We start from the raw sequence: 13,956 nt of genomic DNA on the forward strand, positions 1-13,956 counted from the left end.
GTGCCGGCTTTGAGCTTGCGCAGCGCGTCGAGCCGTGCGAGCAGGGCCAGCGCAAACGTAGCGGTTTTGCCGCTGCCCGTTTTTGCCTGCGCGATCAGATCGTGGCCGGCAAGGGCGATCGGCAGGCTTGCGGCCTGAATATAGTTGCGCGCGCCGCATAGCGCACAGCGGAACAGCGGCCCTTGGCCCTCATCCTTGATGACGACGTCGGACAGCTCCCACTGCGTGCCGCAGCTCTGGTTTTTGCTTGTGTCTTTTATTTAACATAATGCAAAAAGCTTCCGGGGAAAGCGCCGCAGGCTAGGCTAGAGCAACGCTCCGACCTACCCGGATTTGCTTGCGGCGCGGATCAAAATTTACCGCGAACCGCTCCGCCAAAGATGCCCACATTTGGCGAACCTCCGGGTTCTTGGTGCGCTCCGCGTGCGCGGCCGTCGCAACGGCGGCAGGGTCGATATCGAGCAGGCGAGCGACCTTCAGCGCAGTTTCGTCATCAAAGCCTGCCTGCCCATGGCGGTACTTGCTGATCGCAGACCGCGAGATTTGCAGTTCCTTCGCGATGGCGTAGTCAGACGCGCCACCGAGTTTGCGGCTCACGGCCTCAAGAAAATCGAGAGTGGTTTTCATGCCTTACTCCTTTGGCGGATAAAACTTCACAATGAAGTTGCCGAAACTGAAGCGAACCCAATTCTCGTCAGCCTTTAAAACGGTCATAGGGAAGTTCAGATTCGACCCATTGTGATAGAAGACCGCAAACGGCCTGGGGCCTACGGTCAGGGTCACCTGGGGATGGTCAGGGCAATCCAACACATAGCGCGCCGTCTTGGCCGAAACACCAGAAACACCGAAATTAATATCGCAATTGAGATATTGGGTTTTGTCGGTGTTGGTGTCGTAAATCACAACCGAAGAACGGTACTGCGCTGTCGTGCCGGCGAGAGCGAGAGACGGCAGCACAAGAAGTGCGGCCGAAAGCATGCGGCGCATTGACTTACCCCAGAAATCTACCCAAGGCGAAGCATAGTCAACCGTTGCGGGACGAGCAACGGAACTTGTAAGGGAACGTTCCTTGCCGGTTGACAGTCCCCGACTGGTTGACTACATTCCTCCCCAGACGCGCAACCGACCGGACTCTACCCCGCCGGTGCTGGCCTGATCCGCTAGCCGGTTGCGCTGTCTGCCCCTCAAAAGGGGCTTTCCTTCCAAGGGGTAGGAACGAAAGGGGAGTCACATGACGTTACAAATTTCCAAGGTTGCGGCGCAGCGCTTTACGAATTACGTCGATGGGATGGGCGTGATGTTCATCGCTGGCTACTGGAACGTAACAGGGCACAAAACGTTCGCCCAGTTCTGGTTTGACCATCCCGAAGATAAGCAGGAATTCTTCGGAAGCGAGGAAGAGGCGCACCGGAAAGCGGTGATCTTCATGGTTGCCATGCAGAACGACGGAAACCCGGCCGCCATGCTGCGCGCGCAGATCGAAGCGGACTTCAACAAGGGGTGCGAAGAATGAAGCGCCCAGGCATCCACGCAACCGCCCTGGGCGGTTTCACGATCGATGGCCCGTACTACCGCCGCCGTCGCTCGCTCGCCGTTCTGGTGGAGCGGTTTTTTCACTTCCTGGGGGCCTGACATGGATGACCTGGGATTCGACCATAGCAACGCGATTTTCGCGGTAGGGGACACGGTGCTGGTCAAGTCATTCGGCTACACCACGTGCACGGTCAAGGAAGTGCGGGCGACAGTCGGCGGGTGGGTGTACCTCGTTGCAAGCTCGAACTTGAACATGTGGCTGTTCGGCGACGAAATGGAGAGGGTCTGACCATGGCGAGAGGATACAGACCGGGCAGCACGCGTGACGGCGCTGCAGCGGCGCACCTGCCTGCATCGATCCCCAGGCCGCCGGCACCGAATGAAATGTCGCAGGCTATGGCCGACGCGGCAATCGCCAACGTGCTGGCGATCCTCAAGCGGCACAAGCCGCGAATCAATCCGGCGCGCTGATGCCATTGCAGCGCCTTTCCTCGGACGCCACCTGGGCGGACGGCCTAGTTGCAGGCCTTCCGCCCCGGTGGCGTTCCCGCTTCTTGAAGTCGTGGCGCAACACGCGCGGCGGCGATGCGTCGGACGATGTGCCGGCCGAGAAGCGGCGCGAGGGCAATGCGGCGCTGCTGGACGCAATCGAGCGCATGGACGCGGTGCGCCTGCCGCTGGACGCGAACGATGTGGACCTGCGCGAGCGCGCGGCCCAGGTCGCGGCCATGTGCCAGGACTTGGGGCAGGCATTCCCGGAAGAGGCGGAGCGCCGCGCGGCGCTCACGCGCATCTGCACCGACTACGGTATCGAGCCACCCGGCAAGAAATGCGACGACGCGCCGGCCGTGGCGCGCATGACGTGCGAACTGTGGTGGCGCGGCAAGCTGCGCCGCCTGCACGCGCGCCAGTTTGAGGGCGCCGCAATCGGCCTGGGCTACGTGAACGCGGCGCGTGACCTGTACGTGAGCGAGGAAAGTCTCAACCGCCGGGCGCAGCAGGTGAAGCGAAACGCCGACCTGCTGGAATCGGTGGAAGCGGAGAACGAAGAGGGCTACCGCGCCACGCTGGCCGAACTGGCGGCAAAGGGCGTGGCCGACAAGGCCATCCGCCGCGCAGAGTTGATGACGCGCATTGCCGGCTTTGAAGTCATCGCGCGAGACCTGGGCCATGCCGGAGAATTCATCACGGTCACGTGCCCGAGTCGCATGCACAAGTTCACCAAGACCAAGCACGGCAAGGTGATCCCGAATCGCAAATACGACGGCACAACGCCGGGCGAGGCGCGCGCCTACCTGTCGGACATGTGGGCCAAGCTGCGCGCGTGGCTGGACCGCAGGGGAATCAAGCTCTATGGCTTCCGAATCGCAGAGCCAAACCATGACGGAACCCCTCACTGGCACCTGCTGGTGTTCTGTGAACCGGGCAAGCAAGGCATGGTGCGCAAAGGCTTTCGTGAGTACGCATTGCGCGACAGTGGCACTGAAGCTGGCGCGGCCGAGCATCGCTGCCGTTTTGTGTCCATCGACTGGTCCCGGGGTAGTGCCGCTGGATACATCGCGAAATATGTGTCCAAAAACATCGACGGCTACCGAGTAGAGAAAGACCTGTACGGAAACGACTGCATGACGGCATCGCGCCGCGTGGACGCCTGGGCGGCGACATGGCGCATTCGCCAGTTTCAGCAGGTCGGCGGGCCGCCCATTGGCGTGTGGCGCGAGTTGCGCCGCGTGCCCGAACTGCCGAAGGGCGCGCCGGATTTTCTCGTCAAGGCGCACGCAGCAGTGAACCGCACGGCCAACGTCGAAACCGGCGAGGTCAAGTCTGCTTCGTTCGCTGCCTACGTGAGTGCGCAGGGCGGCGTGCTGGTCAAGCGTGCCGATCTGGCTATCCATCTCACCCGCGAAGAAACCGGCGAAACAACGCGCTACGGCGAGCAGGCAGCGCCGCGAGTGGTGGGCGTGGAGTGCGCAGGGTGGGAGACCTACCGCGATGGGATCGTGCCGAACAAGCGCCGTCTGGTGCATTGGTTCGTGCAGTCCGTGCGCCACGCCTGGACGGTCGTGAGCCGTCACGCCGGGCGCGCAGCGCACGGCGCTTGGACTCGTGTCAATAACTGTACGCAGCGGGTGGCCGCTGCGATTCCACCATGTGAAATCGACACTGCTTGGATTTCACAATACGAAAAGGCAGCAGGATGGACTTAGAAAAACGCGTCGAAGAGTGGACCACCGACGCAACGAAAGCGGCAAAAGCGCTCCCCCTCGGGATGGGCGCGGGCCTCGCACCGCTCCTATTCCGGCTAGGGGTGTTGCTCATCGATATTTGCCGGGCAATCGAAAGGAAAGAGTCATGAGCATTCTCGAAAAACTGGAAGCCGCAGGCGAAGCGCTGGTCGAGCGCATCACCAGCAACAACGCCGTGCACAACGAATTTGTGGCGTTCGTGAACGAGTCGAAAGCGGCTATTGCCGCGCTGGAAAAGCGGCTGATCGAACTGGAATCGACGGCCGTCCGCGCCGCGACAGACCTGCTGCCGGGCCTGCCGCTCGTGTCGGGCACGCCCGCCACGCCGCCGGCCGACAACGCAAGCGCCAACGGCGCGCAGTCCTAAACCAGAACGAGGGAGGGGGGGTCATGGCTACCTATGTCGGGCAGTGCGCCTGTCAGCAGTGCGGTGACCCCGTGCAGGTCTACACCGACCGGGCCGGCATGGCCTATTACCGGTGCGGGCCGTGCGGGGCTCACGTTCGGCAAACCAAGCCGACAAAAAACCGTCGTTTTTTGGAATCAATCGAGCGCCACGTGGATGAGGATGACGCGGCTGCAAATCCCGGGAAAACGCCGGAAAGTGCAGCCCCGCCAGCCCCAGCCGTGACGCCTGAAAAACCTAGCGAAACGCCGAAAAAACGCAGCATCTTCATGGGGCTCTGATGGACACGACCGTATTGGATGGAATCGCTGCCGAAGAGGTAGCGGAAAGCGCTGACGCGGCCGCCCAGGCGACGGCCGCGCAGCAGGCGCAGGAAGCGCAACAGCAGCAGGAAAACGCGGAGGGGTGGCGGCAAGCCGTGCGCGCGGCCGGCGATATCGTCACGTCGGCGCTGCCGGAAGCCAAACCGGTCTGGACGCGCGAGCGCATGGACAACCTGGGCGACGCGCTGGCGCGCTGCGATGAGGTCTACGGGTGGGGTGGGGCGGGCAACCTGCTGTCACACCCGCTCATCGGGCTCGCCGTGGCCGCGTTCCCGCTTGCGTTCGGCACCGTCAAGGTCGTGCAGACCATCAACGAACGCGAGGCGTCCAAGGGCGCGCCGGCAGTCATGGCGAAGCCGGTGCCGCCCAGCGAGCAGCCAGACGTGACGCTGGCACAGCCGGTGGCGGCATGACGCGCAGTACGGCAAACAAATGCCGAATCATGGGCGTCATCGGACGTTCGGGCTCGGGTAAGGGGACGTTCGTCAAAGCGTTCTGCCGCAAGTGGCGCAAGGGAATTCTGGTGTGGTCGCCGCTCGAAGCAACCGACCAATACGCCCAGGTCATCGGCGGCGTGCGCGTGTCGAGCGTGGCCGAACTGGTGGCGGCGCTCAAGGCAGGGCAGAAACGCATCGTCATGCAGCCAAGCCTTGACCCCAAGGTCATCAAGGTGCAATTCGACCGTTTCTGTCGCGTCGCCTGGGAGTTGGACGGGTGGATGGTGATCGTCGAGGAGTTATCGCGCGTGACCATGGCATCGTGGGCGCCGATACCCTGGAAAAACCTGTCGACGGCAGGGCGGCACGGCGGGATGTTCCTCATTGGAACATCGCAACGACCGGCCCAGGTCGACAAGGATTTTCTGGGAAATTGCAGCGAAATCCGGAGCTACGGCGTCGGGTCGAAGCGTGATGCCGTCGCCATGGCGGACGTGCTTTTCTGCGACTGGAAAGAGATCATCGGCCTACCGCTCGGCCACTACCTGCACCGCTACGTCGACACCAACAAAGTCGAACGCGGTGTGGTTGTTTTGCAAGACCCGTTGAAAAAAACCACAAAAAAACAGCCTGCGGCGCCTGCCGCGCGCCTGGAAAAAGCAGCATAACGCGGCGTTTTCCAGGCGTTGCTGTTTTCCTTGACGCTCGCCCACATTGAAGGCTCACCAACCAAGAGCCTAGTGGCATGAGCGAATACCTACCGACCAAACAACGCCTAGCGCAGGAAGTCATCGCGACGACTGTCGGCGTGCTGGTGGCCGCGTGGATCATTTCCAAGGTGCCCAGGTTCAAAGCGCTTGTCGATGGAAACTCCATCTGGGCGCTCACTCAACCGTCTCAGGGGAATTAACCACCATGGACAAGAAGCACATCCACGGCGCTCTCGCAGTGCTGGCCGTCTACGCAATCTGCTCGTTCGTTCAAAAGAACGTGATGCAGGTGCCGGTGATCGGCACGTATCTGCCCGGCGGCCAGTAAGCCGCGCTCTCGCAGCACTCCCGTAACCACCAAGGAAACGACATGCGTATCGAGCGCGTCATTGACTTTCAGAACATCGTCGCGGGCCAAGTGGCCGTCATGAAGCCGGCTCTCGGCCCGACGTACGAAGCGTTCTACATCCAGTTGAGCGGCGGCCTGCTCATCACGCACATGGACCGCATCGTGCTCAAGATCGACGGCAAACCGGTCTACGAAACGACCGGCGCCGATCTGCTGGCGCACAACCTGTACGAAGGCATTTCCAACGCGACCAACCAGATCGTGTTGGACTTTACGATGCGCGGCGCCAAGAGCGCCGGCACGCCGAAGGGGCCGACCAGTCAGGCAGCGGAAATCCTGCTCACGTGCCTGCCGTCGAACCTGTTCCAGATGCTGACGCTGGAATTCAGCATCAACGCATCGGCGCCTGGCGGCATCGGCGCCATTGCGCGCGCCCAGGTGTCGGAGCCTTCGGGCAATCCGTACATCCTCAAGCAGCAGAAAGCGGCATACGCGTTCCCGGCTGCGGGCGATCAGTACATGCCGCTGCCGACCGGCAACAACGGCGCGCTGGTCAAAGACATTTTCCTGATGCAGTCGAACGCGGGTGCAACGTGGGCAACGTCCACGGCCTATGCGGTCGGCGCGCTGGTGAATGCCAACGGCAACCTGTACAAGGCGACCGTGGCCGGCACGTCGGCGTCCACCGGCTCCGGTCCGAACGGAACGGGTGGCGCAATCACTGACGGCACCGTGACGTGGGCCTACCAGTCGCCGGCATCGGGCGCAATTTCGGCCATCGAACTGCGCAACAACGGCGTCATCATCACGGAAGCAACGCCGGCCGATTTGGCGCTCGTGCAGTCGCAATATCTGCGCGTGCAGCAGGCCAACATGACCGTGCTGGACTACTTCCTGCAAGGTCTGCGCGCCAAGCTGCTCAACACGGTGGCCGGCAAAAACACGTATCTGAAGCTGACCACCAGCGGCGGCCCGGTCAACCTGACTGTCTACAACCGGATCGTCGACCCGGTGAACCGCAAGTAAGGGAGGCGCCACCATGGGCCTCTTTGACTACAGCGGCGGCTCGGACCTGAACGTCGGAGTTGATGACTCGCTGACCGGCGGAAACGCGCCGGGCGGCGATTATCAATTCGCGGTCGGGGCAACGCCGTCGCCTACCTCCCAGGTGGCAACTACGGCATCGCAATTCGATGCGGGCGGGTCCGGGTTGAACTGGAATCAAGCACTGAGCGACGCCCTGGGCGCCGCTGTTGCGCTGGATTCCATCAATCACCAATGGGCCGGCGCACCGGGTGGCTATTACGTGGGCGCCAACGGGCGCACCTACCCGATTGGGCAGGGGCCGCTCGTGTCCTTCAACCAAGCGCGGTTGTCAAATCTGCTCGTGTTCGGCGGGCTGATTTACATCGTGCTCAAAGCGGTGAAGGGCTGACATGTTTCCACCTCTCTCCTTTTCTGCTGGGGGTGGCGGCCCATCGGGCGCCTACGGCGGGATGGCGTCCGGTTTCAGCACCGGCGCCTTCGTCGTGGGCGGCTCGCCAGCGTCGCAAGCGCTGGCAATCACCAGCAGCGCGGGCGCATCGGGTGCGCACAACAACCTGATGTTGCTCGTTGCAGTCGGGGCCATCGTATGGCTGGCGCTGCGCAAGTAAGCGTCCGGCACGTCGGCGCGGCGGAGGCTCTGCCTCTGCTCGCGCTGGCGGAGCGCCACGCTGCCACCGAGGAAACGGCCGAAGCGCTTGCGCGAGCAGGCCATTGCTTCGTGATGGAGCAGGAAGGGCGGACGGTGTTCGCGTGGGCGGTGCAGCCCAAGGGCGACGAACTTTTCATCTTGGCGGCGGCAGGGCGCGCGGGTTTCGACCTGACGCGCGCCGGGCTGGCCGTGATCGAACAACAGGCGGAGGGCTTTGCATCGGTGGCGTTCCTGACGCGCCGGCCGGGCCTGATGCGCAAGGCGGGCGCGCACGGCTATGTGCCGGCGGGTCGTGCCGGTAACGGCGTCATCATGCGCAAGGTGCTTCAATGATCCGCACGCGGGCACAGATTCAGTTGATGGCGATGGGCTTGCCGCCCACGCCATGCAACTTCGGCGGCGATTCGTCCAGCCAGGCGAACACCACCAACCAAAACATCGACCAGAAAATCTACGCGGACAACGGATCTGTGGCCGGCTCTGCATCCGGTGGAGGGTCGGTGACGATCAACACGCAGTTGGTCGACCACGGCGCGACGCAAGCGTCGTTCGGGCTGGCACACGATGCGCTCACCGACGTGACGTCGATGGCAACCGCATCGCAAAGCGCCTCGCAGCACACCGCCGAATTGGCACTCTCGGGAGCGCTGTCGACGCTCCAAGGATCGCAACAGGCGATGGCCGACGCGTACAAGAATGCGAGCGATCAGGTTGCGGCCGCATACCAGGACAGCAAGACGGGAAACCAGCGCGTCGTCGTCATCGGCGCGCTCGTCGTCGTTGGGCTCGTGGCGCTGGGTCCAATCCTCAAGAAGGCCGCCTGACATGCAGACATACAAAAAACTCTTCAAAGCCGGGGTAGCGACCACGCTCGCGTATCGCGGGAACACCTTCATCATCCAAAGCAGCGACCAGGGCAACAGCGTCGAGGTCGATTTCATGCAGAACGGCGCCACCATGTACCAGCTAAAGGACGTGGGGGCCGGACTGAAAGCGCGGCCGGTGCTCGGATTCGATGGCGTAGTCATCACGGCCACGGTCGACACGAACCTCGAATTCATCGTCAGCGACGGCGATATCGATATCCAAATCACGCAGCAGTCTGTGACGGTGAGTAACCCGGGCGTGCCCGTGGTCAACGGCCCTAGCGCGCTGCATGTGTCGGTCGATGGAACGGTCAACGTGGCGGGCGCGACGCTGACCGCCAGCAACGTGGGCATCAACAACACCAACGCCAACCCGGTGCCGGTGATCGATGCATACACCGCGCCGGTAAGCGCGACGTGGAACTCAGGCACTGCGCTCAACACGGCGCAAACCGTCAACACGCAGGGCTTCGATACGGTGATTTTAACCATCGCGCCCACGGGCACGATTACGGCCGGCGCCATCGCGTTCGAGGTGTATGACGGTATCAACTGGATCCCGCTCAAGGCGCCGCGCACCGACAGCTATCTGACCGACACGGTGTTTTCGCTGGTCGGCGCAAGCCTGCACTCCTGGCAACTGCCGGTGGCGGGCTATCCGCAGGTGCGCGCTCGCCTGTCGACGGCAATTGTGGGCAGCGGGTCGGCGAGCATCGTATCTATTGCTTCTTCGGCGCCGGACGTGTCTCTGGTGACGGTCGGTATCGACCCGAGTCAGCCCGCAATTCCCGTGCAAGTGCAGCCACCCGCGAGCGCGCCGACCGATGTCAACCCGGTAGCCGTGACGGGCGTGGGTGCAGCGTTGATCGCGGCAAACGCGTCACGCAAGGGGCTGCGCGTGCGAAATGTTGGGCCGGGAAAACTCGCCATTACAGCGGCAGCAGCGACCACCTTTGCAAACGCGGCTGTCGTTCTGCAAGTGGGCGACGTGTGGAACGAGACAGACGCGCCGCAAGCTGCGTGGTATGCCGTATCGGACAGCAGCACGACGGCCAACATCCAAACCGTTGCGTAAAAAGCCATGAGCAAAAACACCTTCAATCGAGCGCTGGCAGGGCTGCTGTGTGGCGCCTTCATGTCGGGCGCTCTGGCATCGAACATGGTTTCGGGCCTGGGCGGTCGCCTCGTGGACGCACCCAACGTGGGCGCGCGCGGGGTCGCCTATCAAGCGAGCATCGGAAACACCGCGCGCACCATACAAAGCAAGCTGGACGAGAACGTCAGCGCGCTAGATTGCGGGGCAGCGGCAAACGGCACCACCGACGACAAGGCTGCGATTGCCACGTGCGATGCAGCAGCAGCAACGGCGGGTCAGACGCTGCGCCTGACAAAGGGAACGTACCGAATTGCGTCCAACGTAACGCTGGCATCGGCGGTCGTATTCGATCCGGGCGCAGTGATTAAGCCCGACGCGAGCGTGACCGTCACCTTCTCGCAGAACTTCCAGGCAGGAAACTCGTATCAAATTTTCAACCTCGCCAACTCCGGTGCGCTTATTTCGCTGCCGTACAACCTCACGCACGTGTGGGCGGAATGGTGGGGGGCCAAGGGTGATGCGACCAAGACCGACAACCAGATACCGATTAACCAAGCACTCGCGGCCGTCGCGGCCACGGCATCGGGCGGGACGGGCGTTGCAGACGGGACAGTGAGCATTGGGCGGGGATGGTTCCTCATCTCCGCCGGCATCAGCATTCCGAACTACACCAGCCTGCGCGGGGTAAGCGCGGGTTACACCGTGATCCAGGCGAACACGGGAACGTGGTCCGGAAACCAAATGTTTACGGCGACCAACGGCACGTCGCCGATGTTCGATAGCCGGATCGAAAACCTGCGCATCAGCGCCAACAAGATCGCGGCGATTACCTATGCCGTGTACTCGAACGCTTGGCAGGAAAAGAGCGGCCTGCGGAACGTGCTGCTCAAAGACTTCATGAACTATGGGGTCTATTACGAAATCGGCTACGGCGGCGCAGCAGTGCTGCCCTTCATCGACTGCGAGATTTTCCCGGACAACACAAGCTCGAATTCGACGGGCGTGTTCGTCACCAACACGTCGTCGCAAGGATGGCTGAACGTCACGTTCGAGCGCACGACAATCGGCACCAGCAACGCGTCGCCAACCAACGTAACGGGCGTGCGGGCTGACAACCGAGTCAACCTGATCCTTAACGGTCTGCACGTGGAGGGCGTCACCAACGGCTTCCTGCTCACAACGGGCGCATCGGTGAACGGGGCGGGCGTCAATGGTGGCGCTCCGACAACGAACCTATTCAACGTGGCGAGCGGATGGACGGGGAACATTGCCGTGCGTGGGGCGCGCCTGGGCGGCGCGACAAACATGGTTGTGGACAGCGCGCGAAGCTACGGATTTGCGGCGCTTGAACCATACGACGGTGATTTGGTGTGGCCGCCCAGCCCGGAGCGGCCGATGGCGGCGGCACTCATCACGGGCGGAGCAAGCCCAGTTATCAGTTACCAGGGCGGAAAGTACTCAAGTGCGCCGTTCGCGTCGGTGACCCACTCATCGACAGGGCTGTACCTCGTATCGATTGCAGGCGGTGCATTCAACACCAACAACATCGACGTACAGGTGACGTCGCAGGATAGCGCGACGCCCATGGTCAATTACTCGCAAAACACAACGTCGTCGTTCTACGTCACAACGCGAAACACAAGCGGCACGCTGACCGATTCGGCGGGATTCAGCATCAAGCTCTATAGCAAGGGGTGACGGGCGAATGTCGGGTAAGAGCGTCGTGTTTCTGATGCTGGCCGCCGCGGCGGCGGCGTTGGGCGGGGTCTACGCAAGCAGTGCAAGCGCGGCAACCGACCCCAACGCAGATACGGGTTCGGACCCAAGCATAGACCCGACGACGGGAGCCGATAGCACGGCCAGCGACACCAGCAGCACGTTTGACCTGTTCTCATTTTTCGACACGACCACGGCCGATATGACCAACAACAATTTGCGCGCCTTCATGGACATGATTGCCGTGAGCGAGGGCACCAAGGGGCGAGGCGACGACGGCTACAACATCATCGTCGGCGGCGCCACCTTCAGCAGCTACGCAGACCACCCGCGTCAGCGCGTGTGGATTCCGTCCATCGGCAACTACAGCACGGCGGCCGGGCGATACCAAATCATCGCGCCGACGTGGGATGGCGTTCGCCGCAAGCTGTCGCTGCCGGACTTCTCGCCGGCATCGCAGGACGCAGCATGCGCGGAACTGATCCGACAGCGCGGCGCGCTCTCCGACGTCTATGCAGGCAACATCGCCAGCGCCATCAGCAAGTGCGCCAAGGAATGGGCGAGCCTGCCGGGCGCGGGCTACGGCCAGCATGAAAACGCTGTGGGCAACCTGCTCGCGGCATACCAGAACGCAGGGGGCACCATCGCATGAAAAACGACGACGTATTGACAGGCATTGCACTCGTGGGCCTCGCCTTCGCTGCATTCCAATTCATGCGTCCGCGAACCGTCGCCGCAGCGCCTGCACAGGGCGCAGCAGGCGCGCCGCGACCGATCAGCGGTTTCCGTTCGAGCCTGCCGGCGTGGTCGAGCCTCGCATCGAACCTGGGCGACCTGGGCAACACGCTGTGGACGGGCGGAAGCGCTGCGGGGCGCGGCATGGTGCAAGGCATCTTCGCGCCGGGTGATTCGGCGCTGACGGTGGGCAATTTCGACATCGGAAATGGGCCGCTGGAGCAGGCCGCAAAGCCCGGTTTCACGCTCGGTGAACTAGGCAGCGACAACGGCGCTTACACCTTCGGCTCGCCCGTGAACATCGACCCGACCCAATACGGTTACTGACCATGAATCGAAAAACCATCGCCATCGTGGCCGGCGTCGCCATCGCCTACTACCTGTGGAAGCACGCCAAGGCGAAGCAAGCCAGCAACCCGGCCGTGACCACGGTGCCGGACACCAGCGATCAACGGATGACGATCCAGTAAGGCGCGGACATGTTTGAACGCGGGCACCTCTACGGCATGGCCTTCGGCGTCGCAGTGATCGCCGTGGGCGTCTGGTATTTGAAGCGCCAAGCCGGCGCGGCCGTGAGTGGGATTGGCAGCGCGTTCGATAGCCTGACGACGAACGCGGGCCTCGCGGTGGGCGCGGCAGAAAACTACCTCTCGGAGTCGGTCGCGCCTGTCGCTGATCGAGTCTGGAACACAGATTTGGTATCGACGCCAAACGCGGCCAACGGTGGGCACCCATCGCAGGGCGACGTGCGGCGCTGGGACCAATACACAACGGAATACGGCTCGCCGCTGGCGAACTTGCCGAACGCCGTTTCAACGTGGGCGGGACAGATGGAGCAGGGCACCGCCGACCCTTACAGCTACGCCCCAATGGGGTAGGGAGAAAAAACACCATGAACTTTCTGCAACGTCTGCGCGAGCCGTCCACCTGGGCGGGCCTGGGTGGCCTCGCGGTAGCGCTGGGCGCCAGCCAAACCAAGGTGCAGGCCGCCGCCACCGTCGTCGGCTCGATCCTGTCGGCGCTGGCCGTGTTCCTGCCGGAATCCGGCAACAGCAACCAGGGCTGACGCGTGGAGTGGGCACCGCTCCTGGCTATCGCCGCACCATCGCTGACGGTGGCCGGGGCGATGCTCAAGTACGTGATGCGCGTCGAGCGTAGGCTCACGCGCATTGAGGCGAAACTCAATATCGAGGAGGGCGAATCGTGACCAAGCGACGCACACCGCCGCGCAAGGCGAACGGCCAATTTCGCAAGCGCAAGAAGCGCTGACAGCAGGGGAAGTGGGGAAAGGGGAAGCCCGGCCATGTGCCGGGCTTTTTTCATGCACGCATGCGCGCATCGGCAATGGCCGATATCGGCGCTGCTGGCGTGCTGGCGACGATGGGCGCGAAGCGATAGACCTGGGCGGTCTGGCCGTCGCGGGCGATGCCCATGCGGCGGTAGCCGGCGGCGCGCATCATCTGGTCGCACTCCATCTGCCGCAGGCGCAGTAGTTCGGGCACCCACCATGGCAAAGGCCGTGCGCCGGAGCGCCAGGCGCGCAGCGTTTCGACGCGTACGCGCAGGTAGCGGGCGAGCGGTTCCTCCGGGGCGTGCGCGTAACGCTCGAACTCGTTCAAATGCCCCCATTTGTGATCGTGGCTTTTCATTTTTCTTATCCGTAAAAAAGCCCGGCACGGTGGCCGGGCGACTGTGCGGGATTGCCGGTTGTGACCCGGCTTTCCTATATCGGTCGAACTTATGCAGCGTGTATCCGCAAAATGGGGTAAATCGACCGCAAAACGTTGATGCTGCTCAATCTCTCGCACCCGGAAGCTATTTGACATAATGCAAATTATGTGAA

Annotated in this window: 25 protein-coding genes and 1 pseudogene; 22 read left to right on the forward strand and 4 right to left on the reverse strand. The window is 62.7% G+C overall.

What is annotated here, in order from left to right; translation table 11 throughout:
* Window positions 1–17: 17 nt before the first annotated feature.
* The 3 genes and pseudogenes from AAHM38_RS17825 to AAHM38_RS17835 form a co-directional block, all read right to left on the reverse strand.
* Window positions 18–140 (reverse strand): annotated as a pseudogene (locus tag AAHM38_RS17825) (DEAD/DEAH box helicase); the annotation flags it as partial.
* Between the two features lie 160 nt (window positions 141–300).
* Window positions 301–627, reverse strand: coding sequence for a DUF3693 domain-containing protein (locus tag AAHM38_RS17830; RefSeq protein ID WP_179817640.1), 327 nt, complete (start codon window positions 625–627; stop codon window positions 301–303).
* Window positions 628–630: 3 nt separating this feature from the next.
* A complete protein-coding gene (locus AAHM38_RS17835; RefSeq protein ID WP_179817641.1) occupies window positions 631–987 on the reverse strand; it encodes a hypothetical protein in 357 nt (118 codons plus the stop codon).
* Window positions 988–1,231: 244 nt separating this feature from the next.
* Here AAHM38_RS17835 and AAHM38_RS17840 point away from each other — a divergent pair, with 244 nt between their 5' ends.
* The 22 genes from AAHM38_RS17840 (at window position 1,232) to AAHM38_RS17945 (ending at window position 13,179) form a co-directional block, all read left to right on the forward strand.
* Window positions 1,232–1,513 carry a hypothetical protein gene (locus tag AAHM38_RS17840; protein ID WP_179817642.1) on the forward strand — a complete coding sequence of 94 codons (282 nt, stop codon included), beginning with the start codon at window positions 1,232–1,234 and terminating at the stop codon, window positions 1,511–1,513.
* Window positions 1,510–1,632: a hypothetical protein gene (locus AAHM38_RS17845; protein ID WP_257019900.1), complete on the forward strand. Its 123-nt coding sequence runs from the start codon at window positions 1,510–1,512 to the stop codon at window positions 1,630–1,632. The genes AAHM38_RS17840 and AAHM38_RS17845 overlap by 4 nt, the downstream gene beginning before the upstream one ends.
* A 1-nt stretch (window position 1,633) precedes the next feature.
* Window positions 1,634–1,822, forward strand: a complete 189-nt coding sequence (locus AAHM38_RS17850) for a hypothetical protein (RefSeq protein WP_179817643.1) — start codon at window positions 1,634–1,636, stop codon at window positions 1,820–1,822.
* 265 nt (window positions 1,823–2,087) lie between these two features.
* Window positions 2,088–3,740 (forward strand): replication endonuclease, encoded by a 1,653-nt coding sequence (locus tag AAHM38_RS17855; RefSeq protein ID WP_179817645.1) that lies wholly within the window; start codon window positions 2,088–2,090, stop codon window positions 3,738–3,740.
* A gap of 145 nt (window positions 3,741–3,885) precedes the next feature.
* Window positions 3,886–4,146 (forward strand): hypothetical protein, encoded by a 261-nt coding sequence (locus tag AAHM38_RS17860; protein ID WP_179817646.1) that lies wholly within the window; start codon window positions 3,886–3,888, stop codon window positions 4,144–4,146.
* A 23-nt stretch (window positions 4,147–4,169) separates the two neighbouring features.
* A complete protein-coding gene (locus tag AAHM38_RS17865; RefSeq protein ID WP_179817647.1) occupies window positions 4,170–4,466 on the forward strand; it encodes a hypothetical protein in 297 nt (98 codons plus the stop codon).
* Window positions 4,466–4,921: a hypothetical protein gene (locus tag AAHM38_RS17870; RefSeq protein ID WP_179817648.1), complete on the forward strand. Its 456-nt coding sequence runs from the start codon at window positions 4,466–4,468 to the stop codon at window positions 4,919–4,921. The genes AAHM38_RS17865 and AAHM38_RS17870 overlap by 1 nt, the downstream gene beginning before the upstream one ends.
* On the forward strand, window positions 4,918–5,613 hold the full coding sequence (locus tag AAHM38_RS17875) for a hypothetical protein (RefSeq protein ID WP_179817649.1): 696 nt from the start codon (window positions 4,918–4,920) through the stop codon (window positions 5,611–5,613). Before AAHM38_RS17870 ends, AAHM38_RS17875 begins: the two co-directional genes overlap by 4 nt.
* Window positions 5,614–5,690: 77 nt before the next feature.
* Window positions 5,691–5,855 carry a hypothetical protein gene (locus AAHM38_RS17880; RefSeq protein ID WP_173004234.1) on the forward strand — a complete coding sequence of 55 codons (165 nt, stop codon included), beginning with the start codon at window positions 5,691–5,693 and terminating at the stop codon, window positions 5,853–5,855.
* A 5-nt stretch (window positions 5,856–5,860) separates the two neighbouring features.
* Entirely contained in the window at window positions 5,861–5,983 is a 123-nt protein-coding gene (locus AAHM38_RS17885; protein ID WP_257019901.1) for a hypothetical protein, read from the forward strand.
* A 42-nt stretch (window positions 5,984–6,025) separates the two neighbouring features.
* Window positions 6,026–7,030 carry a major capsid protein P2 gene (locus AAHM38_RS17890; protein ID WP_179817650.1) on the forward strand — a complete coding sequence of 335 codons (1,005 nt, stop codon included), beginning with the start codon at window positions 6,026–6,028 and terminating at the stop codon, window positions 7,028–7,030.
* 13 nt (window positions 7,031–7,043) lie between these two features.
* Window positions 7,044–7,439, forward strand: coding sequence for a hypothetical protein (locus AAHM38_RS17895; protein ID WP_154208485.1), 396 nt, complete (start codon window positions 7,044–7,046; stop codon window positions 7,437–7,439).
* 1 nt (window position 7,440) lies between these two features.
* A complete protein-coding gene (locus tag AAHM38_RS17900) occupies window positions 7,441–7,659 on the forward strand; it encodes a hypothetical protein (protein WP_154208487.1) in 219 nt (72 codons plus the stop codon).
* Complete coding sequence (locus AAHM38_RS17905) at window positions 7,638–8,033, forward strand: hypothetical protein (protein ID WP_179817651.1); 396 nt, start codon at window positions 7,638–7,640, stop codon at window positions 8,031–8,033. The genes AAHM38_RS17900 and AAHM38_RS17905 overlap by 22 nt, the downstream gene beginning before the upstream one ends.
* Window positions 8,030–8,524: a hypothetical protein gene (locus AAHM38_RS17910; protein ID WP_179817652.1), complete on the forward strand. Its 495-nt coding sequence runs from the start codon at window positions 8,030–8,032 to the stop codon at window positions 8,522–8,524. The genes AAHM38_RS17905 and AAHM38_RS17910 overlap by 4 nt, the downstream gene beginning before the upstream one ends.
* A 1-nt stretch (window position 8,525) precedes the next feature.
* Window positions 8,526–9,641 (forward strand): hypothetical protein, encoded by a 1,116-nt coding sequence (locus AAHM38_RS17915; RefSeq protein WP_179817653.1) that lies wholly within the window; start codon window positions 8,526–8,528, stop codon window positions 9,639–9,641.
* 6 nt (window positions 9,642–9,647) lie between these two features.
* Window positions 9,648–11,360 carry a glycosyl hydrolase family 28-related protein gene (locus AAHM38_RS17920; protein WP_182557742.1) on the forward strand — a complete coding sequence of 571 codons (1,713 nt, stop codon included), beginning with the start codon at window positions 9,648–9,650 and terminating at the stop codon, window positions 11,358–11,360.
* A 7-nt stretch (window positions 11,361–11,367) separates the two neighbouring features.
* Window positions 11,368–12,030 (forward strand): glycoside hydrolase family 24 protein, encoded by a 663-nt coding sequence (locus AAHM38_RS17925; RefSeq protein WP_306456157.1) that lies wholly within the window; start codon window positions 11,368–11,370, stop codon window positions 12,028–12,030.
* Entirely contained in the window at window positions 12,027–12,440 is a 414-nt protein-coding gene (locus AAHM38_RS17930; RefSeq protein WP_179817655.1) for a hypothetical protein, read from the forward strand. The genes AAHM38_RS17925 and AAHM38_RS17930 overlap by 4 nt, the downstream gene beginning before the upstream one ends.
* Window positions 12,441–12,442: 2 nt before the next feature.
* Window positions 12,443–12,583: a hypothetical protein gene (locus AAHM38_RS17935; RefSeq protein ID WP_154208500.1), complete on the forward strand. Its 141-nt coding sequence runs from the start codon at window positions 12,443–12,445 to the stop codon at window positions 12,581–12,583.
* Window positions 12,584–12,592: 9 nt separating this feature from the next.
* The gene (locus AAHM38_RS17940) at window positions 12,593–12,991 is read left to right on the forward strand and encodes a hypothetical protein (RefSeq protein ID WP_179817656.1); all 399 of its coding nucleotides are present in this window, start codon (window positions 12,593–12,595) and stop codon (window positions 12,989–12,991) included.
* Window positions 12,992–13,005: 14 nt separating this feature from the next.
* The gene (locus AAHM38_RS17945; RefSeq protein WP_179817657.1) at window positions 13,006–13,179 is read left to right on the forward strand and encodes a hypothetical protein; all 174 of its coding nucleotides are present in this window, start codon (window positions 13,006–13,008) and stop codon (window positions 13,177–13,179) included.
* Window positions 13,180–13,432: 253 nt separating this feature from the next.
* Here the strand turns inward: AAHM38_RS17945 and AAHM38_RS17950 are convergent, their stop codons facing one another.
* Window positions 13,433–13,762, reverse strand: coding sequence for a hypothetical protein (locus tag AAHM38_RS17950; protein ID WP_179817658.1), 330 nt, complete (start codon window positions 13,760–13,762; stop codon window positions 13,433–13,435).
* Between the last annotated feature and the right edge of the window lie 194 nt (window positions 13,763–13,956).

This window comes from Ralstonia sp. OTU4908, from assembly GCF_038440115.1.
Taxonomy (GTDB): Bacteria; Pseudomonadota; Gammaproteobacteria; order Burkholderiales; family Burkholderiaceae; genus Ralstonia; species Ralstonia pickettii.